We start from the raw sequence: 22,315 nt of genomic DNA on the forward strand, positions 1-22,315 counted from the left end.
ACTGCCATGCCTCGAAAACAAGCCTCCAGCATGTATAATCTTCTAACACAAATCCCAGGTATTGCCAAACACGTTATTATACCTGTAACTGGAATTACCTGAAACAAGAGCCTCCACCATGAAACGCAGTTTGTTCACTTTCCGAAACATCGCCTTAGCTATTATACTACTCGCCTTGCTGATGATGCTCGTGGGATAGGCCAGCCTGTTAGTCATCTAAAAGCGAGCGCATACGCTTCACGTTATTCACTTGAATGGCGTCGGGTTCCATCTCCAGCATATTAGCGATGCTCCCTTTCGACTTACCCCCAAACAGCACCACCTGCAAACCCCGCGCTTTCGCCCTGAGTAATTGCTCCCGGCTCACATGTTTTCCATTAGCAGTCACACCATGGAGCTTATTGTCCAGTGCTTCCTGCGCTGAAAGGTCGAAGTCCTCGCCTGCGTCCAGCATCAGCACTGCTTCCGGCTCCAGTTCCTGAACCGTGTGCAGTATGGCAGGCTGATTGAAAATAAATGCCAGTTTTTCAACAGGGTAGTTATATCTACGAAGCAAAGCCAGGATTGACTCGGCATAAAAGGTGTTGCGGTTCGGGTCGTGGTTCCGGATGTCGATATGCAGGTAAGGTAGCTCCGGATACGTCTGGAAGCGCTGCAGCATGGCTTCCATCGTGATGATTTTCTCACTGTGGAAGAGGTCGTACAATACTCCTCCCTTATACCTGGTACCAACCACTTCAGCAGCTGGCAGGTCTGCAATGATACCTACACCTTCACTCATCGTCTCAAGCGTATTGTCATGGTAGAGAATCGGCACGCCGTCCAGGCTCACATGCACATCCACCTCTACTCCGTCAGCACCATCCTCTTCCATGGCTTTCACAATAGAAGCCATGCTGTTGGCGGGCAGCGGATTGTAAGGGTTCAAGGGGGAGAAAAAGCCTGAGCCCGCATGGCCTATCACCAGAATATTGCGGGAGTAAATACCTGATTCGGGTTGCAGGATATTGTACACACTCAATGCTAGCGTGATTATACTTAAAACCAGAATCAAAAGTGTAGTGCTTTTGCGCTCCAAAAAAGGTGTCTTGTTCTTCGGCTCAGTCAAATTCATACACAAACTTAAGTGTATATCTTTTAACTTTGGAACGGATTTTCTTAAAAAATCATAGGTCAATCCATATTACCTAATATTACTGTATGTCATTCTCTCCTCAAACCGCTCCTGAAAAGCTCACGACTGCTGATCAGGTTGGCGTCCATAACAGGCTCATGGTGCCGCTGTCGCTGATTATGCTGATTGCGTTTGTCATCCGCATGGTGGCCGCCTTCTTTTCAAAGGGCTTTGCCTTTCACGACGATCACTTCGACGTGATCACGATTGCGCAGCACTGGCTTTATGGCTTGCCTTCGTGGCTGCACGAGCCCATGCCGCCACGCCACAGCATGTTTTATGCGGGTATACACTACGGTTTGTTTTACCTGATGGAGAGTGTCGGCATTACGAACCCGGATACTAAAATGACCCTTGTAAGGGTGCTGCACGGCCTATACTCGCTGCTGATCGTGTATTATGGTTATAAGATCACAGAGCGGCTTTCGAACCAGGCCAATGCTCGCATTGTGGGCCTGATGCTGGCACTGATGTGGTTTATGCCTTTCATGAGTGTGCGCAACCTGGTGGAGATGGTGTGCATCCCGCCCTACTTGGCTGCCTTCTATTTCATGCTGAAGCAGGATGACCGCAAGAGGAACTGGCATTACCTGTGGGCAGGGGCACTGTTTGCGCTGGCCTTTGTGTTCCGTTATCATGCGGCACTCTTTTTGGGCGGTGCCGGACTGGTATTGCTTTACCGTCGTCAGTGGAAGGATATCATTTGGCTGGCACTAGGCTTTGTACTGATGGCCACGCTGATTCAGGGTACCATTGACCTGATCTTCTTCGACTATCCTTTCCACTCGGTGGTCACCTATTTCTTCTACAACGCCGACAATGCCTACAACTACAGCACGGGGCCAGTATACCGTTTCCTGCTGACCATACTGGGCTTCATTGTCCCTCCCATCAGCGTATACCTGCTGCTGGGCTACAGCCGCACCGCTAAGCTGGCACCTATGCTCTTCTGGGCTGGGTTACTGTTTTTTGTAGTACACTCACTGTTCCCGAACAAGCAGGAGCGCTTCATTCTGCCGCTTTTCCCGCTTATCATGATCCTGGGCGTCATCGGCTGGCAGGACTTTGTGCGTACGGCTAAGTTCTGGCAACACCGCAAAAAGCTGCAAGCCGCCAGCTGGACCTTTTTCTGGGTTCTCAACATAGTGGTAGCCGTGGCGATGTCCTTCACCTATACCAAAAAGAGCCGCATAGCACCACTGGTATACCTGTCTGAAAAGCAGGATATGGACGCGGTACTGCTCGAGTTTGGCAACTCTTCCATGAAGCAGCCGCCACTCTATTACCTGAACCGCCTGGCAGCAGAGTTTCACGAGTACCACTTCAACTCAAAGCGCGACTGGGACGAGTATAAAGCCGGTAAGCCGCTTCCACAGGATTTTGCGATGACCTACAGCCTGAACGGAGAAAAGTCGCTGGACAGCCTGCAAACAGAGCTGAGCCTATACCCTTATCAACCGGACTATGTTGTGGTGGTGGGCCAGAAAGACATGGAAGAGCGTATGCAGCGCATTAATAGCTTATACCCTGCACTGGAGCTGGAAACGACTATCACGCCTTCGCTCTACGACCGGGTGCTGCACTTCCTGAACCCGCGTGTGCACAAAGACGAGCATGTACGCATCTACCGAATCCAAGACAAGAACTAGCGGGTAAAGGTATAGAGGTAATTGAGCAGGAAGTTCCAGATGAAGACGATAACGATCGCAAAGAACTTGGAGACGTAGAAATTGAGCTTCACTTTTTCAGTGAGCAGGTATACGATCAGGTTGTTGATGATCAGCCCGGCCACGGCCACCAGCAGGAACTTGGAAAACTGCCAGCCGATTTCGGGGTCCATACTATGGAAGGTCCAGAGACGGTTGAGGATGTAGTTGTTGATGCTGGCCAGGATGAAGCCCAGGCTGTTGGCCACATACTTGTTCCAGCGCAGTCTTTCCTTTACCAGAAAGGTCACGCCAAAATCAATGACGAGACCGGTAAAGCCTACCAAGCCAAACTTCAGGAATTTTAGAAAGAAAGCGCCTATACCTTCGGACATGCCGGCAGTTGGAGTGTGCAACTGATTTAACCTACGATTTAGCAGGTAAAATTAAGAACTTTAGTACACAGTGACAACTTCAATTAAGCGAAGCATAGGCAGCTTTAGTCGATGAATTACATGTATTTGTATAGTATATTTTGATATATCTGACTAAGCTGCTTACTTAGTGTTGCTTAGGTATAGCCCTGCAAAACCTGGGCTTAGAATTCCACTCCCCTAGTACCTGACATGGTTTTCTGATAGAATTTTTATGCTATATTCGCGCCGCGCTCACAATCGCAGTACGACTGGTGCATATCGGAGCAGCTTGTACTGGAAGTGATTCCCGACTTTTCTTTTTACTACTGTTAAACTTTTTAGGACTTCGCACGGTTAAGAAGTCATCATTGAAAACACGACTCAGTTTTTGATAACTGACTTAAAAATATTGCTTTGGAGCTCCCCGCTCCGGCAATTATAGGCACACTTGTTTAAGGTGAGATGTAAGTAAGTTGCCGACTTGCAACCAAAAAACACAACAACACAACCAAAGAGAAGCCATACCCACTAGGTATGGCTTCTCTTATTTCGGCCCTCCTTTAGCTTATTTAAAAAGCCCTCCGAGCTTATCTCCCATGCCTTTTGGCAGTTTATCGGTCAATCCACCGCCCAGCATGCCCATCAGATCCGACTGGCTGTTGACGTTGCCACCGATCTTGTTCATCAGAAAAGACACAACAAAGGGCCCCACCTGCTTTGCCACAGACTCCGGCATACCTACTTTAGAAGTCAGATCCCCTATATAATTTTGAATGGTACTGTTCATGGCCGGGCTGTCCTGAGGCGCTTTCTGGCCTTTCAGCATATTCATAATCCCCCCGGCGTCTCCCCCCGAAGCCTCTTTCTTCAGGCCCTCCGTCACATGGTCCTTAGCCAGATCCACCGACTGGTTGGCTTGCCCTGAGTCAATATTGAACTTGTCTTGCAGCTCGCCAGTCAGTTGTCCTTTTACGCTGTTGATGATGTTTCCTAACATAGCTTTTACGTTTACATGATATTTAATTGCAGGCAGCTGGAATTATACCGCTAAACCCAGCTGTTTCATTTTTAACGTCATTCACCTACAGAAGATATAAAACCTCAGAGCACACGCTCTGATCAGGCACTGCTGCAGCTTTGGCAAAATAATTGCTACTGTCTATCACAGTCCTTATTATTTGATACCTTTGCCCGAACAACCCTATGAACATGCGCTACTTAGCCTTTTTAGCTATTATCTTGATTGCCGGCGTAGCCCTGGCTGATACTAAACTTAAGAAAACCCAGATCACCAAGGAGGTCAGCATTATGCTGCCCCGCGACTTTACACCGCTCCCTGACGATGGTATTGCCCGCAAGTACCCGGCAGCCAACCGACCGGTGGCCGTTTACTCCAGCCCTAATGGTCAGGTGGATTTTAGCATGACACAGAAGCGTTCGCAGTTTGGCGCTCAGGATTTGAAAATGCTTCGTGATGTGTACAAGGCTAACCTGCTGGAGCGCTTCACGAAGGTGGATTTTATCAGAGACGAAGTGGCTACCATCAATGGTCGTGATTATATTGTTTTTGAGTTTGTATCTGTTATGGCCGGCGAGCGCTCTGGCAGCCATCTGTCGCCGGTGCAAAAGTATAGCATCATGCAGTACACCGTGCAGGGCAATCAGTTGATGGTCTTCTCTATGCACCTGCCGTTTATGATGAAAAACAACTGGCAAAACACAGCCCGTGAAATTATGGGCTCTGTTAAAATAAAAAGTTAAAACAGACTGCTACCTATACCTAACTACTGAGGCCTCTCCTTTCCCGGAGGGGCTTTTTTGTGTATCTTGTGCAAAAGCAAACAAATACACCTATACCTGTGGACTTACTTTCTATACATAGCGACGATCACTTTATGCAGGAGGCTTACCGACAGGCAACTTACGCCTTCGAAGAGGGGGAGATTCCGATTGGAGCCGTGGTCGTGAGCAACAACCGCATCATTGCCAAAGCCTATAACCAGACCGAAAAGCTGAATGACGTAACTGCCCATGCCGAGATGCTGGCCCTTACTGCCGCGGCAGAATACCTAGGTAATAAATACCTGCACGACTGCACCCTGTATGTGACCGTGGAGCCTTGTGTGATGTGCGCTGGCGCCAGCTACTGGGCGCAGCTCAAGCGGGTAGTATTCGGAACACCTGAACCTAAGCGCGGCTACAGACGAGTAGGAAATCTGCTGCACCCCAAAACGGAGATGGTGAGCGGTGTGATGGCGCAGGAGTGCGCCGAACTGATGGCTTCGTTCTTTGCAGCAAAAAGAAAATAACTATCTTTGAAACTCACATTTCAAATGCATACGTACACCTATAAATCTGTACGCATGCTATTTTTTCACACATAAAACCACATAAAACTATGGCTTTCGAATTACCGAAACTACCTTACGCCTATGACGCGCTTGAACCACATATTGATGCGCGCACGATGGAAATCCACCATACGAAACACCACCAGGCCTATACCGACAACCTGAACAAGGCAATTGCGGGCACTGAGATGGAGAACATGAGCATTGAAGAGATCATGCGCAATGTAAAAGAGGATAACAAAGCAGTTCGCAACAATGGCGGTGGCTATTACAACCACAACCTGTTCTGGACGATCCTTTCTCCAAATGGTGGTGGTCAGCCTTCAGGCGAGATAGCTGATGCCATCAACTCTGCTTTTGGTTCTTTTGACCAGATGAAAGAGAAGTTCAATGCGGCTGCAGCTACACGCTTCGGTTCTGGCTGGGCCTGGCTTTGCGTAAAAGACGGCAAGCTGGAGATCTGCTCTACACCAAACCAGGACAACACCCTGATGCCATTCGCTGAAGGATGCGGCGGTCAGCCAATCCTGGGTCTTGACGTATGGGAGCACGCTTACTACCTGAACTATCAGAACCGTCGTCCGGACTACATCAACGCTTTCTGGAACGTAGTGAACTGGGAAGAAGTAACCCGTCGCTACAACGAGGCGAAGTAAGGTATACGAGATACTTCAAACAAGAAAGCCCTACCTCTTGAGGTGGGGCTTTCTTGTTTCTGACCTCACAGTGTTTGTAGTTTCTGTGGGGTCTGTATTTGTACGTATCGGGTAAGACACTCACAGGAGCTACGCACACTGTGAGGTCTACCATTACTTCTTCGCGACCTGCTTCTGCTTGTTATAAGCCTCTACGCCTGCGTCGAGGAACTTCACGAAGTTTTCTACGCTCCGGTCATAAGCCACTGGCTCTACCAGCATGTTTTCGTTCTCGTCCATCAGTACGTAGTAGGGTTGTGCGTTCACATTGAACTTTGTGATCTGGTAGTCGGCGTATTTTTTGCCGATGGTTTTCTTTTCTTTCCCATCGTGTTCGCTCACGTACCACTCACTTTCAGGCAATTCTGTTCTGTCATCTACATACAGGGCCGCTATCACATAGTTTTCCTGCAGGCGCTTCAGCACCTCCGGATCCGACCATACGTTGGCTTCCATCTCGCGGCAGTTCACACAGCCATGGCCCGTGAAGTCAATGAAGATAGGCTTGCCCTGCTCGGCGGCGCAACGCTTAGCCTGTTCCAGGTCAAAATAACCTTGCAAGCCATGTGGCAGGTGCAGGAAATCACCGTATTTAGGTGTCTCACACAGTTGACTGCCAGCCAGTGTTGCTGTGGCTGTGCTTCCTCCCCCACTCTGACGTGCAATGGCATTCAGGTCGAAGTCGTGGGTGGACTGCGGAGGCAGGTAACCTGACAAAGCCTTAAGCGGAGCGCCAAACAAACCAGGTATCAGGTATACCACAAAGCCGAACGTGGCGATTGCCAAAAACAGGCGCGGTACCCCAATATGCTTCAGATCAGAGTCGTGTGAAAACTTCAGCTTGCCCAGCAGGTAGAAGCCCATCAGCGTAAAGATAACCATCCAAAGGGCTAGGTATACCTCGCGATCCAGAATGCCCCAGTGGTATACCTGGTCGGCAATGCTCAAAAACTTAAGCGCCAGCGCCAGTTCAATAAAGCCCAGCACCACTTTCACGGAGTTCAGCCAGCCGCCGGATTTGGGCAAACTATTGAGCCACGAAGGGAAAACAGCGAAGAGTGTGAAAGGCAGCGCAAAAGCCAGTGAAAAGCCCAGCATACCCACTACCGGGCGCACCGTTTCGCCGCCAGCGGATGCCACCAGAATACTGCCCACAATAGGGCCTGTACAGGAGAAAGACACCAGCACCAGCGTGAATGCCATGAAGAACACGCCGATAATCCCCCCTTTATCTGCCTGTGCGTCTACCTTTGTCAGGAAGGAACTAGGCAGTGTGATCTCGAACATGCCAAAGAAGGACATGGCGAAAATGATGAATACGGCGAAGAAAATCAGGTTGGGGAGCCAGTGTGTACTGATGAAGTTGGCACCATCAGCACCAAAAAGCTTCGCCACGATCGTGCCCACCAGGGTATAGATGGCAATAATAGAGAAGCCATAGAGCAGCGCTTTGAAGATAGCCTGCCCCCGGTTGGTGCTTCCACTGGTGAAGAAGCTCACCGTCATCGGAATCATCGGGAATACACATGGAGTCAGCAAGGCGCCAAGACCAAAGACAAAGGCAACCAGCATGAATTTCCACAGGCTTTCTGCATCCTCTGCCTCACCGGTTTCCCCGGTAAGAGCCGGCGTTACCACATCACCCGATCCGGTCGCAGCAGTGTCGCCAAATGCGGCTACTTCAAGAGACTCTGTTTCCATAAAAGCCGTATCCTCTCGCACCGTTTCCGGGAGGGATGTATCGAGTCCATCAGGGGCGGTGGTCTGGGTGATGGCCTCTTTCGGGGACTTCTTCAACGCTGCAGCCGATGTTTCCACCGGTACCGTAGCAGGCGTAGCGGCTCCACTGGCTGCTGTTACTTTTATCTGGGTATTGGTAAAGGTAAAGTCATCATCAAAGGGAATGCACTTGCCGTCAATGTCAGTACATACCTGGTATTCGTAAGAGCCTTTGACTACCAAATCAGGCTGCAGCACCTTGATCTTCTGCCTGAACTGAGCCGTGCCTACAAAATAGGTATACTCCCCTTCCCACAGCTCATCGTATTTCTTCTTCGGATTGACGGGCTTGATCTTGCCCACCAACTGGTAAGAAGGGTGCTTGGAAAACGTAAACTCCGTCACCATCGGGCCCAAGTCCGGGTCAAAGTCAGAAGAGTAGAGGTACCAGTCCTTGTCTATCCTGACATTAAAAATGAGCTCGACTTCATCGCCTACTTTTACTTCCTTTTTGGAAACATCGTAGCTCCAGGAAGCAGGCTTCAGCACCTGTGCCTGCACCATTTGTGCTGCAAAGGTCAACAGGACCACAAACAGCCAGTGAAGGCGAAGCGTCAGCCTCAAATTATTTCTCATAAGGGTATATCTAGTTAATTTATCAAGATCAAGGAAGCCCGAAAGCCTCACTACAAAAGTAGAGATTTTGATCGAAAGCCCCATCTCTCTGGCTGCATCGATCCAACCTAATAGACAGATGACAAGCTATTGCCCTCAAAAGCCGGTCCTAGTGCTATAAATAACAGAAACTAACAGCAGGTAGTTTCTAAACACACTCTCAGACTGTTAGTTCACTTATAAACCCTCGTTCCATTATCGTATGCGCGCATACTAAGACTCTGGTAGCCAATACGATGACTCTTACCCTCTATTCCATGCCGTTCACGGATATAAAGAGCTTCTTTGGCCGGACGGGGAATTTTAAGAGCTACCCAAACGTATATTTTATACTGGATTATTTACAAAACCTACATTCAAAACTATGAATACAGACTTTCAGCCAAAGGAATTCACCACTATCAAAACTGTCTGCGGCAAAGAACTTGATTTTACTTTCAAGGCGATTAAGCTTGCTCGCGACGAGAAGCACAACTTTCATATCGTGTACCGCACTTTCTCAGACGAATTTATTTACTCCTTCTGCAATCCCTTCCTCGATACTTCTTCAGAGCATGTTTATAGAATGATTTCCGAAGCAGAGGCTAAGGCTATCTTCATGCCCCTCCTTTCGCCGGAAAATGCCCGCGAGTTGTTCAGCACCGCCCAGGCACCCGCCATGCAGGTTCAATACTAACCACCTGAAGATGTATCAACAAGAAAAGGTGCCCTGTGGCACCTTTTCTTGTTTTAAGGCAAAGCCCTGCGGGCATAGGCTACTATACCAGCTGCATGTAATCTTGCCAATAGCACATACATATATAGTAAAACCACGTATTTTAGCTTAATTTTACGCAGCCGGAAGCAAACCGCGCCGTAACACGCTATGATTCTAAACATCCTACTCACTATATTTCTGGTATTGCTTAACGGCTTTTTTGTGGCGGCGGAGTTTGCGATCGTGAAAGTGCGTGCCTCACAAATCGAACTCCGGGCACAGGCTGGCAGTTCTATGGCCAGGCTGGCCCAGCACATGCTCACCCACCTCGATGCCTATTTGTCGGCTACACAGCTCGGCATCACCCTGGCATCGCTCGGTCTGGGTTGGATCGGTGAAAGCGTAGTGTCACAGATCGTGATCAATGTCATGAACTTCTTTGGCTTCCAGGGCAGTGAGGCACTGGCCCACAAAATAGCCCTCCCGATCTCTTTCGCCATCATCACGGTGTTGCACATCGTGTTTGGTGAGTTGGCGCCCAAGTCGCTGGCCATTCAGCGGTCTGAAGCCACGACGCTGGCCATTACACTGCCGCTTCGTTTCTTCTACTACCTGTTCCGACCTTTCATCTGGGTTCTTAACGGCTTTGCTAACCTGGTGCTTCGCTCTATGGGTATTCGTCCTGTGCATGGCTCGGAGGTACACTCCCCTGAAGAACTCCGACTGCTCTTTGAACAAAGTGCGGAGGGCGGATTACTGGTTGACTCTCAGCACGAGCTGCTCGAGAATGTGTTTGAATTTAACGAGCGCATGGTGAAGCAGATCATGGTACCCCGCACACGCATGGTGGCCATTGATGTGAACATTCCCGAGCCGGAACTGATGGAGCTTATTTTTGAAGAAGGCTACTCACGTTTACCAGTCTATGACGGCTCCATCGACAATATTGTAGGGGTTCTGTATGTCAAGGATATCCTGAGCCTGATGCGCCTTGGTGAGCCGATCATCATTGAAAAGCTGATGCGCCCGGCCTATTTCGTTCCGGAGACGAAGAAGATCCCACGCCTCCTACAGCAGTTCCAGCGCCGCCACATGCACATGGCCATCGTAACCGATGAGTTTGGCGGTGTGTCGGGTATCGTGACCATAGAAGACATCATTGAGGAGCTGGTAGGCGAAATTCAGGACGAATACGACGAGGAGGTGCCTATTGTGGAGCGCCTAAGTGACTTTGAATACCGCGTCAATGGCGCCGCCCCTGTGTCAGACGCGAACGACTATCTGCCTTTTGCGCTGCCTGAAGGGGAGGACTATGAAACGGTGGGTGGCTTTGTGACCATGATCTACGGCCATATACCAGAAGATGCAAACGAAGTAGCAGAGTTCAATGAGTATGCGATCCGGGTGCTGGAAAAATCTGACCGCCGTGTGGAATGGGTACTCTTTACGATCAGGGATGATTTCCGATCCCAGATAGAACCGCAAACCGAGGAACCAAATTACTAAAAGAGAAGGCTATACCGCATAGGTATAGCCTTCTCTTTTGCTCTTATACCTCCGGATTGGTAAACCAGCCGCTGTACATTACATAGTTATTGGCCACTTTATCCAGGCCATCGATCTGCTCCTGACTCAATTGTTTTACCTTCTTGGCAGGTATACCGGCGTATATGAAGCCAGACTCACACACGGTGTTCTCCAGCACAATAGCACCTGCCGCTACGATGCAGTTCTTCTGCACCAGTGCATTGTCCATCACAATGGATCCCATCCCGATCAGCACATTGTCCTCCACCGTACAGCCATGCACAATGGCGTTGTGCCCGATGGACACGTTGCTACCGATAGTTGTGGCGGCTTTCTGGTAAGTGCAGTGGATCACGGCACCATCCTGAATGTTCGTTTTATCACCGATCCGGATCGCATTCACGTCGCCCCGGATCACGGCATTGAACCATACGGAGCACTCGCGGCCCATCACCACATCGCCCACAATCGTAGCGTTTTCAGCCACAAAGCAATCTTCGCCCATCTGCGGGCTTATACCTTTCACAGGAAGTATAACTGGCATATCTTAAGTTTATGATTTCAAAAGCCGCTTCCACGTCCCTTTGCTCAGGTTGTATTTGAGGGTACTGGGCAAGGCTTTCCAGAAGTACTTGTTTATTTCTACGGCAAAGCTGGGTTGCATGTAGCAGTTGATGGTGCAGCCCTCGCAGGCTGGCAATCGTCCCTCTAACTGCTTCAGTTCCTCCACCTCCTGGCTCAGGTATAGCTCGCCCAGTTTACCCTGAATCGGGAAGCTTTTGGTGCCCAGGTGATAACAGGGCAGTACGAGTTCATTTTCAGGAGAAATGACCAACGTGGTGCTGGCTGCTTTGCAAACCGGATCCGCGACCTTGTTTCCTCCGTCGCGGCGCAGCTGCACAAAGCCCTCGTTCATGTATACGCCCTTGCGCTTTCCAAAAGCTGTCAGGTAGTCCAGTTCTTCCTCTGTGAGCTGTTCCCCCACTGCCACCTCATTGTACTCAAAGGCCGGGTTGATGATCAGCATCAGCTTGTTGGGCTGCGTAATGGTCCGGTATACCTCTTCGAGCTGGTCCAGATTGTGTCGGAATACCGTGAAAAGAATATCCGGTCGCTCGCCCAGCCGTTTTGCCACCTGTATCGATTCCATCACGAAATCATAGCAGGCCACACCACGTCCGGTATCATGCTCCTCTTTATGGGCAGAGTCTAGCGAGAAGTGCAGCATGTCGATCTTACCCTTAAGGCGTTCCGCCAGCTTAGGGTATAGCATACCGTTGGTAGTGAGCGTGGTGATGAAGCCCATGTCGTGTGCCATGCCCAGCATCTGATCGATCTGGCGGTGCAGCAAAGGCTCACCGCCCGTAAAGTCGATCACCTGCACTCCCAGTCGCTTCAGATCACGCAGGTTTTTCTCAACGTCCTCCAACGTAATGTAAGGCGAAGGCTTCTCCCAGATATCACAAAACGAGCACTTTGCGTTACAGCGGTAGGTAACGTAGTAGTTGCAAAGCACAGGTTTCGATCTCAGGCGCATCTGGTAGAGAGTTGTTCACTCAAAATTAAGGATTCTACCGGAGTATCAGGTATAGAAGCGGGTTGGATGCTGAAATTCCTGAAAATACATCGTTTCTGTAAGGGTCGTTGGTTAAATGACTTTTATCTTTAAATTGTTGATTGCCAGGTGTACGATTCGGGCAGGTCGCGACCCAATAGCGTCAACTTAAGGAAGAGCTCTTTCGGATTTATCAATCTGAAAACAGACGGTAGGGGATTCCTAATCCACGTGTGTCGGCATACGTGGGTCTGGAGACCCGCAGCAGTTTAGATTCGGATAAAAATATCCGAATCAGCTTTCCCACATTCCTTAAGCTGACGGCATTGGGTCGCAACCAGTCCCTACGACGGTATACCTTTCTAACTCTTTAACTTTCTATATTTTATGAAAAGACAAAACATTTCTTCCGGCGCTGTGTGGGAAGACAGCATTGGGTATAGCCGTGCTGTGCGTGTTGGCAATATAGTGGAGGTGGCGGGCACCACGGCTACTGAAGGCGATCAGGTGATCGGTATAGGCGATGCTTACGAGCAGACCCGGTATATCCTCCAAAAGATAGAAAAGGCGCTTCAAGAAGCCGGCGCTACAATGCAGCAGGTGGTGCGTACCCGCATCTATGTGACTGACATCAGCCAATGGGAGGCTATCGGTCGTGCTCACGGTGAGTTTTTCAGAGACATCAAGCCAGCCTCAACCATGGTAGAAGTGCGGGCACTGATCAAGCCGGAGCAACTCGTAGAAATAGAGGCTACCGCTATGCTAAGTGTAGAAGGATAACCTGATTAATCCGAAGGTTATACCTGATGGAATGACTGGATCACGAGATCACAGCCCACATTAACAACCAGCAAAACAAAGGAATAATACCATAATTCAATACTGCATACCCTATATTTACACGGTTACGTACTAAAAAGCTATTGATCATTCGTTATACCTGTGCCGATTTGGCTTCGGTATAAAAATTTGAAACTAATCTAATAGCTATGAAAAATTTAGTGCTAACTATATTTGCGCTTGTTGCCCTGAGTACGGCGGCACAGGCACAGTTTTTAACCGGAGGTCTGAAGGCTGGTGTGGGCTCCTCGAGTGTGAGTGTGCATGATGTCACCAGCAACCCCGCTGAGTATGCCAACAAGGAATCTGTAACCAGTTACCATGCCGGTGCTTTTGCCCGCGTCAATATTCTGGGCTTTTTTATACAGCCTGAAGCTATTTTCACGCAAACCGGCGGACGGCTGGAGTCTAATCCCAACACCTCCATTACAAACCGTGTATCCGACATCAAATTTAATCGGCTCGATGTGCCCATTATGGCAGGTATAAGCATTGCCAACCTGGTTCGTATACAGGCAGGTCCGGTCGCCTCCAATCTATTGAGCGCGCGCCAGGAAGGCCAGAGTATCAAGAGTTTTATGTCAGGCTCTGACTGGGGCTACCAGGCAGGTATAGGCCTCGATATACAGCGCCTGACCGTAGATGTGCGTTACGAGCGCATCAATCGCAATTACTCAGATCCGTCTTTACAGAGTAACTATGACCTGGCTAATGAACAGATCTTGCTGAGTTTGGGACTGAAGCTGTTTTAAGGTATAGCCCTTAGTTCAGCAATCAAGCTACTTTAAAACAGAACAGCCGGTGCAGGATATACCCGCACCGGCTGTTCTGTTTTGTCGCATACCTGTTAAGGCTGCGTTATGTACATCTCGGCACCCGGACCAATTGGCAGACCAATCATAATCCAGATAATCAGCAGTACCACCCAGCCGATAAAGAACACGATTGAGTAAGGAAGCATCGTCGAAATTACAGTGCCTATACCTGCATTCTTGTCATAGCGCTGTATAAAGGCCACGATCAGGGCGAAGTAAGACATCATCGGCGAAATAATATTGGTTACACTGTCACCGATGCGGTAAGCCACCTGCGTAAACTCCGGCGAATAACCCAGCAGCATAAACATCGGAATGAATACCGGCGCCATGATCGCCCACTTAGCTGAGGCCGAACCCATGACGAGGTTGATTACAGCTGCCACCAATATGAACATGATCATCAGTGGAATCTCACTCAGGCCCATCGTCTGCAGCACATCAGCCCCGTTAATTGCCAGAATCAGACCCAGGTTGGTCCAGTTAAAGTAGGCTACGAACTGCGCCGCAAAGAACACAAGCACAATGTAAGAACCCAGCGTCTCCATCGACTTGGACATGCCGCGCATCACGTCGCTGTCGTTTTTGATGGTTTTGGCGCCTATACCATAGGCGATACCGCCAATTGCCGAAAGCAGGAAAATGAAGGCCACTATACCTGACATGAATGGCGAGTTAAGTATCTCACCCGTCTCCGGGTTGCGCAGGTAGCCATCCTCCGGTAGCAAACCACCCAATACAAAGGCAATCGAAGCCAGAATAGCCAGGGAGGCGTAAAGAAGACCACGCTTCTCCTGACTGTTCAGGCGGTCGATGCTCTGAGGCTTTTCGTCGCCATTGTACTCGCCCAGCCTCGGGATTACAATTTTTTCGGTCACCCAGGTACCCAAACCAGCCACCAGGAAGGTAGACACAAACATGAAGTAATAGTTGGCAGCAGGGTTCACGGTATAGTCGGCATCAATAATGCGTGCCGCCTCCGTAGACAGACCAGCCAACAGCGGGTCGATGGTACCCAGCAGCAGGTTGGCACTGTAGCCACCTGACACACCGGCAAAAGCAGCCGCCAGACCAGCCAGCGGATTACGGCCGGCCGCCAGGAAGATCACCGCCGCCAGTGGCACCAGCAGCACGTAGCCCACTTCAGAAGCCGTGTTGGAGATCACACCCGCAAACACGATCACGAAGGTGAGCAGTCGCTTTGGCGATGAAAGCACTACCAGACGCAGTACCGCACCAATCAGGCCGGTGCCCTCGGCTATACCTATACCCAGCAAGGAAACAAGTACCGTACCCAGCGGGGCGAAGTCGGTGAAGTTGGTCACCATGCGGGTCAGGATCATGTGCAGGCCTTCGGTAGAGAGCAGGTTAACCGGTGTTATGATTTTGCCTGTACCCGGGTGCGTTACAGCCAGGTCGAACAAACTGGCTACCCACGACAGGATGATCACAAGCAGTGCGAAGCCTGCAAACAGCGTGGCTGGGTGCGGCAGGGCGTTGCCGATGCGCTCCACTATGGATAGGAACTTGTCAATTCCTGACTTTTTTTTCTTGATTTGGGTCATAAAAAGGTTGGTTTAAGGTTCCCGCCCACACAGCGCCTGTTCAGGTACAGGTGCCGGGCAGTCAAGGCCATAGCAAACGGGGTTCCGAAATTGCCCAAAATTTTGCAGCCTCGCAAATTTTAACAAAAAGCCATACCTTCGTTTATCATCAAAAATTGCTTTACCCATGATCACACCACTACAGCCCGGCGACAAAATCGCCATCATCGCTACCGCCCGACTTATCAGCCACGAAGAAATAGCTGCCGCCATCGACATACTCAAAGGCTGGGGACTGAAAGTAGAAGTTGGCCCTACAGTGGGTGCGCAGTACGGTGTGTTTGCCGGCGATGATGCCCTGCGCCTGCAGGACCTGCAGCAGGCCCTCGACCGCCCTGATATCAAGGCGATCATTTGTGCCCGTGGCGGTTACGGCACCACCCGCATTCTCGATCAGGTAGATTTCAGTCATTTTCAGAAGCACCCAAAGTGGGTGGTTGGCTTCAGTGATATCACCTCTCTCCTTTGCCACATCCACAGCCTAGGTATAGAAAGCGTGCACGGGATTATGCCCTTGCTCTTCCCAAAAGGTACAGAAGAGGCGCTGGACAGCCTGCGTCGTGTGCTCTTCGGTGAGGAACTTAGCTATAGCACCGCCCCCCATGCCTTCAACCGCACAGGTATGGCCGAAGGGCAGCTGATCGGTGGTAACCTGGCGCTCTTGCATAACGTCTCCGGCACGAGCTCCGATTTCACGACCAAGGGCAAGATTCTGTTTTTGGAAGACGTGGACGAGTACCTCTACAGCATCGACCGCATGATGGTGCACCTCGACCGCGCTGGTAAGTTAAAAGACTTGGCAGGCCTGATTGTCGGCCACTTCAGCAACATGAAAGATAATGCTATACCTTTTGGCAAAGACGCTTACGAAATCATCGCCGAACACACCGGCATGTATAACTACCCCGTTTGCTACGGCTTCCCAACCGGCCACGAACCGGATAATCTGGCGCTGGTTTGCGGCAGAAGAGCAAGGCTGGAAGTTGAGGAGAATGGGGTAAGGTTGGAGTATTGCTAGAGTAGTAGAGTTATGAGCTTCATTAAAAAGTTAAGGTTGAATGAAGAGTATGTCTTCTCTGGAACTGCTCAGGATCTCGAACAGTTTCTACTGTCCTCTAAAGAGCCTCAAGTTAGGAAGATTGGCAGGCAGTTATACAGCTTAACCCCTTGCTTTTCAATGGGCACTTTGGTGGTAACGGGAATGACGAGACAAGCAACGGGGATAAGCGTGACTGCCTCTGTTGCTGAAATCAATAAGGATTACCAAAAGGTACTGTTTAAAACGACACCGCGTATCGAACATTTCTTTATTGGAATTATATTTTTGATTATCACTGTGATTGTAATAGTTCAGGGCGAATCTCTATGGTTTTACCTGTTTCTACCAGGACTATGGGTTATCGCTCATCTATGGTTCCATGCCATCTACAGGGCACAGGAAGAAGAAGTGGTTGATATGATAGTCCGGCGCTTGAGATTAATAGAGAAAACCCGTTTTCATGCATTAATAACCAAAGTTTGATCGATAAACGTGAACAAGTGGCTTAATCTCCTTATCGCTGCGCTACTTATTGCTTCATTTGTCTTCACATTTGGAGTGGTGAACTCTATGGTAAGCCTCAAATACGAAACTAACTCTCCAGAGGAATGCATATCCACGGTCACCGGAGCTAATCTTTGCGAAGCAATAGAATTTAACAAGACCGCTGCACAAGTGTCGTTCTTCATTGCTCTTGTGGCCCTGATTTATAGAATATACTTTGCCAGGGAGAAAGAGGCTGATTAGGATTAGAGCAAATTACCAGGTCAGTACAAAACAGAGCATCGGCTATGTAAAACTCACTTTCTATACAACACCAGCCCCTTCCCAAACCAGCATGAATAACATCGCTTTAAGAAAAGTTACGCTAGACAACATCCACCAACTGCAAGTAATCAGCAGACAAACATTCTTTGAGACATTCTCAACTGGCAACACAGAAGAGAACATGAACAAGTATCTGGAGGAAGAGCTTTCTGTTGAAAAACTGACTGCTGAACTTCGTGACAGCAACTCTCAATTCTACTTCGCGACAATTAATGATAAAATAGTTGGTTACTTAAAACTAAATACCGGTCAGGCCCAGACAGAGTTGAAAGACGACAGAGCCCTTGAAATTGAGAGGATCTATGCGCTAAAAGAATATCATGGAAAAGGTGTGGGACAAGCACTTTATGAACACGCCATCCAAATGGCAAGGCAGATGAATGCCGACTATGTTTGATTAGGTGTTTGGGAAGAAAACCCAAGAGCGATCAATTTCTACAAGAAAAATGGGTTTGTGGAGTTTGACAAACATGTTTTCAAATTAGGTGATGACGAGCAGACAGACATCATGATGAAACTTCAATTGTAAGTTCCCCTTACGCCGCCTTATCAATTCCCTTGGCTCGTACCTGGCTGTAGTAATTACAAATCCCGTTCAGCACGCATTTCTCACACTTTGGATAGGACCAGGTACATATCTTCTGTCCGTGCCAGAACAGGTGCTTGTGAAAGTTAAACAGTTCGGTAGCATCTTTGGGAAGCATCTCCAACAACACATCATGGGCTTTGTTAGCCGTGACTTTAGCACCAATAAGGCCCACCCGCTGACTCACCCGAAACACGTGCGTATCCACAGGCAGTACTGGTTTCTTAAAGTTGAAAAGCAACAGCAAGGTGGCTGTTTTAGGTCCCACTCCAGGCAAACGTGTCAGCCAGGCCATAGCTTCGTCTATGGGCAGGTCGGCCAGAAAGTCAATGTTTATCTCCCCTCTGTCCTCTTTGATCATGCGTAGCGTATGCTGTATCTGCGGGGCTTTCTGCAAAGGGTAGCGGGTCGTGCTAACCGCATCAGCGAGTTCATCCTCCGGAGCGTTCAATACGCCTTCCCAGTCTCCGAAGCGCTCCAGCATGGTATAGTAGGCCTTCTGCTCATCGGCGTGGTTGGTGCGGTGCGAGAGCATAGTCGAGATCAACTCGTGCATATGACTGCGGCGTGGGTCAAGTTCCAAGCGTTTGTACTCCTGATTCAGCAGTTCGTGCGTTATCACTATTTTTTCTTCGGCCGGTAATTCGTATCCTTCCATTTCTTGCCAGGTTTAGCCCGGTAATAATTAACGGTTTTATACAAATGGCGTTACTGCCGATAATAAGGTTATTATCACCTAAGTACATGTTAGAACATTTATTTAGAAAAATTGTAATATATCAGAACAAATTGTTTCAGTTCCCGCTATACCTGTAGTCTCAGCCCAAAACGGCATTAGCTTTCATTCTATGCAAATTAAATTCTTAGGAACAGGGGGTGCCTTTGACATCGATTATCTGAACTCTGCCGCTTTAGTGACGGTGCGGGAAAAGTGTGTATTGATTGACTGTGGCTTTACAACATACCAGACGCTGGTGCACAAAAACCTGCTGCATCGGGTGGGTTATATTCTGCTTACGCACCTGCACAATGACCATTGCGGCAGTCTGGCCAATCTGCTGCTGCACAAGCATGTGGTAGAAAAAGCTCCAAAGCCAACCATCCTCTACCCAACAGACCAGTTCAAAGCGCAGGTATACGAGTTCCTGAAAATCCAGGTGAAGAACCCTGACAAGTACGCCGAGTTCGTTCCGCTTGACCGCTTTGAAGGTATAGAGGCCGTTGATACCTATGGTCTGCACTCAGAGGGACTTCAGTCATTTGCCTACATTTTTGAAGAGGAAGAAAACCGCATCGTATACTCAGGAGATCTTGGCAAGCCCGATGTGCTTTTTGACAAACTGAGTCGCATGCCTTCGCTGCCTACCTGCGTGTACCACGACATTACCTTCAACCCCGAAAACACGGGCCATACCTTTTACAAAAAGCTGCTCCCCTACATGAACGGCGTAGAGATGTTTGGCTACCACTGTGACCCGACCCAGAATCCGGGGGACAACCCAATCAGGTTGGTGTTTTACCAAAAAGACCTTTTGGCTTAAAGCATTTCGAAAAGCTTGTATCCAATTAGGCAAAACATGTGTATCAATTTTAGGTTAATGCTGCAATACTGCACAAAACCAGTTGGCACATGACGTTCATAATGACTTTTCGCTCTAAGCATAAGCTGCCTTTCATGCGCAGGCCACTGCACATGGTCTACATGGGTATTTTCATGGCTTTCCTAGCGTATACAGGCTTTACCACACCGGATCTGCTCAATTGGCTCCTCGAGAATTCCCTCACACTCTCTGTTGTCATCTTACTGGCTGCCTTTTACAATATTTTCCGCTTCACAGACACCAGCTATACCTTAGTTTTCCTGTTCATGATGCTGCACGTGTACGGCAGCTATTACCAGTATGCCGACAACCCCTTTGGTGAGTGGATGAAAGAGCAGTTTAATTTCCAGCGCAACCACTACGACCGCATCGTGCACTTTGGCTTTGGCTTACTGCTCACATATCCCATTTATGAAATTGCAAGACGTGGGTTTAGCCTGAATGTATTCCTGAGCAGTGTACTCACGCTATCGCTCGTTCTGTCGCTGAGTGCCGTTTATGAAATAGTGGAGTGGATCGTGGCTGACATCGTGTACGATGGAGATGAGCAAGGTATGGCTTATCTGGGTATGCAGGGTGATATCTGGGACGCACAAAAGGACATGGTACTCGCCTTTCTGGGAGCCAGTATTGCCATCGGGTTTGCCATTGTGCTCCGCAAGCGCACAGCCCCGTCAGCTAACAGAAACTAATCGTACAAAAAAAGCCGGCTATACCTGAAGTGGTATAGCCGGCTTTTCTGTAAGTTCTTTATTAATTACAGGTCACCGCGTTCTGCAGCTTTCTTCATTTTCTCGTTTGCAAAGATCGCGATCTCTACGCGACGGTTTGCCTGACGGCCGGATGCTGTAGAGTTGTCGGCTACCGGGTGGTCAAATGCCCAACCCTGCGTTGTGATACGGTTACGGGCAACACCCTGCTGGGTAGCATAACCTGCAACGGACTCAGCACGTCGCTCTGACAGACGCTGGTTCAGCTCACGGCTACCAGTGTTGTCGGTGTGGCCTTCGATGATGATGTTCGTATCTTCGTACTTCTTCAGCGTCGTTGCCAGTTTCTGGATGTCAGCCTGCGCATTTGGGCGAAGCTCAGCAGAGTTTACATCGAAGAGAATACCTGAGTCGAAGGTGATTTTGATACCCTCACCTACACGCTCTACTTTAGCGTTCTCCAGGTCACGACGCAGCTCTTCGGCCTGCTTATCCATACGGCGACCAATCAGGGCACCTGCCGTACCACCCACGGCAGCACCTATAATGGCACCCGCCGCTGTGTTACCAGCAACTTTACCAATCACACCACCTACTACAGCACCGCCACCAGCACCGATGGCACCACCTTTGGCCGTACGACTGGCATTACAAGATGTAAATAAGAAACCGATTACGGCCAAAGCCAGGAAATAAATTCTAATATGTTTCATGTTCTTGTTTTTTAATTTTCAATTATAGTTGTCAGATTAAGCCCTTAATACTCTAAATGAGTTAAAATGTTGTATCCGGATATAGCAGTTGAACAGAACCCCTGTCACAAGTTACTATTAACCAGCACGTTGCCAAAACACCTAAACCGGCTACATTAGACAAACTATATACGTAAACCAACGGGAGAATATTCAAAAGTCGCCTGTAGGTGGCGCTGGCAGCCTGTTTAGCAGGTTTTTAGTTAAAACATACCACATAAAAAAGCGCCTGCCAGGTATACCTGGCAGGCGCTTCAGAACAGGTGCTATACCTGTAGCTTATTTTATCTCACCACTTTCAGCAGCTTTCTTCAGCTCTTCGCTTGCGATGATGATGATCTCTACGCGGCGGTTTTGCGCACGGCCTTCCGCAGTCGTGTTGTCAGCAATCGGCTGGTCAAAGGCGTAGCCTTTAGCCTGCATGCGCGATGCGTCTACACCACGGGTACGGGCATAGTTGGCAACAGCCTGCGCACGACGCTCTGACAGTCCCTGGTTCAGCTCACGGCTACCAGTGTTGTCGGTGTGGCCTTCGATGATGATGTTCGTGCCTTCGTATTTCTGCAGTGTGTTTACCAGGCCATCAATGTCTTTCTTGGCATTGGCGCTCAATTCAGCAGAGTTCACGGCAAACAGGATACCTGAGTCGAAGTTGATACGGATAGCCTCGCCTACACGCTCAATCTTGGCATTTTCCATGCTTTTCTCAAGTTCTTCAGCCTGCTTGTCCATACGGCGACCGATTACGGCACCTGTGGCACCACCCACGGCAGCACCTATAATGGCACCCGCTGCTGTGTTGCCCATGCGGTTACCAATGATACCACCTACTACAGCGCCGGAGCCCGCTCCGATAATGCCGCCTTTGGTGGTTTTATTCATACCTGTCTTCTCTTCGCCGGTAGTGTTTGTTTCAGTTCTGTTACCTGTTGTTGTAGAAGTGTCGCCTGTACCAGAGGTAGTCGGACGCGTAGTCTGGCAGGAAGTGAACAGCATAGTTACAGCCAGCATCGATGTCAACGATAGTTTTACTAGTTTCATAGTCTTGCAATAAATTTGAAAAAATGGTTTTTAGTTGATAGTAG

The 22,315-nt window shown here is 49.2% G+C and carries 25 protein-coding genes; 14 read left to right on the top strand and 11 right to left on the bottom strand.

Annotation, left to right across the window (positions count from 1 at the left end; all coding sequences use genetic code 11):
- Positions 1-42: 42 nt before the first annotated feature.
- Entirely contained in the window at positions 43-216 is a 174-nt protein-coding gene (locus Q1A54_RS10965; protein ID WP_299987742.1) for a hypothetical protein, read from the bottom strand.
- Positions 209-1,114 (bottom strand): glycerophosphodiester phosphodiesterase family protein, encoded by a 906-nt coding sequence (locus Q1A54_RS10970; RefSeq protein ID WP_299987745.1) that lies wholly within the window; start codon positions 1,112-1,114, stop codon positions 209-211. The genes Q1A54_RS10965 and Q1A54_RS10970 overlap by 8 nt, the downstream gene beginning before the upstream one ends.
- 86 nt (positions 1,115-1,200) lie before the next feature.
- Between Q1A54_RS10970 and Q1A54_RS10975 the strand changes: the two genes are divergently transcribed.
- Positions 1,201-2,823 carry a glycosyltransferase family 39 protein gene (locus tag Q1A54_RS10975; RefSeq protein ID WP_299987748.1) on the top strand — a complete coding sequence of 541 codons (1,623 nt, stop codon included), beginning with the start codon at positions 1,201-1,203 and terminating at the stop codon, positions 2,821-2,823.
- Here the strand turns inward: Q1A54_RS10975 and Q1A54_RS10980 are convergent.
- Both Q1A54_RS10980 and Q1A54_RS10985 read right to left on the bottom strand, forming a co-directional pair.
- On the bottom strand, positions 2,820-3,236 hold the full coding sequence (locus Q1A54_RS10980) for a GtrA family protein (protein WP_299987751.1): 417 nt from the start codon (positions 3,234-3,236) through the stop codon (positions 2,820-2,822). The two genes, Q1A54_RS10975 and Q1A54_RS10980, sit on opposite strands and share 4 nt — an antisense overlap.
- Positions 3,237-3,801: 565 nt before the next feature.
- Positions 3,802-4,233: a hypothetical protein gene (locus Q1A54_RS10985; protein ID WP_299987754.1), complete on the bottom strand. Its 432-nt coding sequence runs from the start codon at positions 4,231-4,233 to the stop codon at positions 3,802-3,804.
- Between the two features lie 206 nt (positions 4,234-4,439).
- Between Q1A54_RS10985 and Q1A54_RS10990 the strand changes: the two genes are divergently transcribed.
- From Q1A54_RS10990 to Q1A54_RS11000, 3 genes are all read left to right on the top strand, one after another.
- A complete protein-coding gene (locus Q1A54_RS10990) occupies positions 4,440-4,997 on the top strand; it encodes a hypothetical protein (protein ID WP_299987757.1) in 558 nt (185 codons plus the stop codon).
- Between the two features lie 98 nt (positions 4,998-5,095).
- The gene (locus Q1A54_RS10995; protein WP_262502671.1) at positions 5,096-5,545 is read left to right on the top strand and encodes a nucleoside deaminase; all 450 of its coding nucleotides are present in this window, start codon (positions 5,096-5,098) and stop codon (positions 5,543-5,545) included.
- Positions 5,546-5,634: 89 nt separating this feature from the next.
- Positions 5,635-6,243, top strand: coding sequence for a superoxide dismutase (locus Q1A54_RS11000; protein WP_196117152.1), 609 nt, complete (start codon positions 5,635-5,637; stop codon positions 6,241-6,243).
- A gap of 153 nt (positions 6,244-6,396) precedes the next feature.
- Here the strand turns inward: Q1A54_RS11000 and Q1A54_RS11005 are convergent, their stop codons facing one another.
- Positions 6,397-8,637, bottom strand: a complete 2,241-nt coding sequence (locus tag Q1A54_RS11005; RefSeq protein WP_299987766.1) for a thioredoxin family protein — start codon at positions 8,635-8,637, stop codon at positions 6,397-6,399.
- Positions 8,638-9,040: 403 nt separating this feature from the next.
- On the opposite strand from Q1A54_RS11005, the gene Q1A54_RS11010 reads away from it, so the two are divergent.
- Both Q1A54_RS11010 and Q1A54_RS11015 read left to right on the top strand, forming a co-directional pair.
- Entirely contained in the window at positions 9,041-9,352 is a 312-nt protein-coding gene (locus Q1A54_RS11010; protein ID WP_196117147.1) for a hypothetical protein, read from the top strand.
- 189 nt (positions 9,353-9,541) lie between these two features.
- On the top strand, positions 9,542-10,879 hold the full coding sequence (locus Q1A54_RS11015) for a hemolysin family protein (RefSeq protein WP_299987771.1): 1,338 nt from the start codon (positions 9,542-9,544) through the stop codon (positions 10,877-10,879).
- A gap of 43 nt (positions 10,880-10,922) precedes the next feature.
- On the opposite strand, the gene Q1A54_RS11020 is transcribed toward Q1A54_RS11015, so the two are convergent.
- Both Q1A54_RS11020 and Q1A54_RS11025 read right to left on the bottom strand, forming a co-directional pair.
- A complete protein-coding gene (locus tag Q1A54_RS11020) occupies positions 10,923-11,444 on the bottom strand; it encodes a gamma carbonic anhydrase family protein (RefSeq protein ID WP_196117143.1) in 522 nt (173 codons plus the stop codon).
- A gap of 9 nt (positions 11,445-11,453) precedes the next feature.
- Complete coding sequence (locus Q1A54_RS11025; protein ID WP_299987776.1) at positions 11,454-12,437, bottom strand: radical SAM protein; 984 nt, start codon at positions 12,435-12,437, stop codon at positions 11,454-11,456.
- A 405-nt stretch (positions 12,438-12,842) separates the two neighbouring features.
- On the opposite strand from Q1A54_RS11025, the gene Q1A54_RS11030 reads away from it, so the two are divergent.
- Both Q1A54_RS11030 and Q1A54_RS11035 read left to right on the top strand, forming a co-directional pair.
- Positions 12,843-13,235, top strand: coding sequence for a RidA family protein (locus tag Q1A54_RS11030; protein WP_299987779.1), 393 nt, complete (start codon positions 12,843-12,845; stop codon positions 13,233-13,235).
- A gap of 209 nt (positions 13,236-13,444) precedes the next feature.
- Complete coding sequence (locus Q1A54_RS11035; protein WP_076422917.1) at positions 13,445-14,047, top strand: porin family protein; 603 nt, start codon at positions 13,445-13,447, stop codon at positions 14,045-14,047.
- Positions 14,048-14,142: 95 nt separating this feature from the next.
- Here the strand turns inward: Q1A54_RS11035 and Q1A54_RS11040 are convergent, their stop codons facing one another.
- Positions 14,143-15,675, bottom strand: a complete 1,533-nt coding sequence (locus tag Q1A54_RS11040) for an AbgT family transporter (RefSeq protein ID WP_196117134.1) — start codon at positions 15,673-15,675, stop codon at positions 14,143-14,145.
- 166 nt (positions 15,676-15,841) lie between these two features.
- On the opposite strand from Q1A54_RS11040, the gene Q1A54_RS11045 reads away from it, so the two are divergent.
- The 4 genes from Q1A54_RS11045 to Q1A54_RS11060 all read left to right on the top strand — a co-directional run bounded on the left by Q1A54_RS11045 (position 15,842) and on the right by Q1A54_RS11060 (position 17,978).
- Complete coding sequence (locus Q1A54_RS11045) at positions 15,842-16,732, top strand: LD-carboxypeptidase (RefSeq protein WP_299987782.1); 891 nt, start codon at positions 15,842-15,844, stop codon at positions 16,730-16,732.
- Between the two features lie 12 nt (positions 16,733-16,744).
- On the top strand, positions 16,745-17,236 hold the full coding sequence (locus Q1A54_RS11050) for a hypothetical protein (protein ID WP_299987785.1): 492 nt from the start codon (positions 16,745-16,747) through the stop codon (positions 17,234-17,236).
- A gap of 9 nt (positions 17,237-17,245) precedes the next feature.
- Entirely contained in the window at positions 17,246-17,500 is a 255-nt protein-coding gene (locus Q1A54_RS11055) for a hypothetical protein (protein WP_299987787.1), read from the top strand.
- 91 nt (positions 17,501-17,591) lie between these two features.
- Positions 17,592-17,978 carry a GNAT family N-acetyltransferase gene (locus Q1A54_RS11060; RefSeq protein WP_299987790.1) on the top strand — a complete coding sequence of 129 codons (387 nt, stop codon included), beginning with the start codon at positions 17,592-17,594 and terminating at the stop codon, positions 17,976-17,978.
- Between the two features lie 139 nt (positions 17,979-18,117).
- Here the strand turns inward: Q1A54_RS11060 and nth are convergent, their stop codons facing one another.
- Positions 18,118-18,825, bottom strand: coding sequence for an endonuclease III (nth, locus tag Q1A54_RS11065; RefSeq protein ID WP_299987793.1), 708 nt, complete (start codon positions 18,823-18,825; stop codon positions 18,118-18,120).
- Positions 18,826-19,015: 190 nt separating this feature from the next.
- Between nth and Q1A54_RS11070 the strand changes: the two genes are divergently transcribed.
- Complete coding sequence (locus Q1A54_RS11070; protein WP_299987796.1) at positions 19,016-19,708, top strand: MBL fold metallo-hydrolase; 693 nt, start codon at positions 19,016-19,018, stop codon at positions 19,706-19,708.
- An 89-nt stretch (positions 19,709-19,797) separates the two neighbouring features.
- The gene (locus Q1A54_RS11075) at positions 19,798-20,460 is read left to right on the top strand and encodes a DUF2238 domain-containing protein (protein ID WP_299987799.1); all 663 of its coding nucleotides are present in this window, start codon (positions 19,798-19,800) and stop codon (positions 20,458-20,460) included.
- 65 nt (positions 20,461-20,525) lie between these two features.
- Here Q1A54_RS11075 and Q1A54_RS11080 read toward each other — a convergent pair whose 3' ends face one another.
- Positions 20,526-21,191, bottom strand: a complete 666-nt coding sequence (locus Q1A54_RS11080; protein ID WP_076422921.1) for an OmpA family protein — start codon at positions 21,189-21,191, stop codon at positions 20,526-20,528.
- A gap of 318 nt (positions 21,192-21,509) precedes the next feature.
- Positions 21,510-22,271: an OmpA family protein gene (locus Q1A54_RS11085; protein ID WP_299987805.1), complete on the bottom strand. Its 762-nt coding sequence runs from the start codon at positions 22,269-22,271 to the stop codon at positions 21,510-21,512.
- Positions 22,272-22,315: the final 44 nt, after the last annotated feature.

It is taken from the genome of uncultured Pontibacter sp. (assembly GCF_947502515.1).
GTDB lineage: Bacteria > Bacteroidota > Bacteroidia > Cytophagales > Hymenobacteraceae > Pontibacter.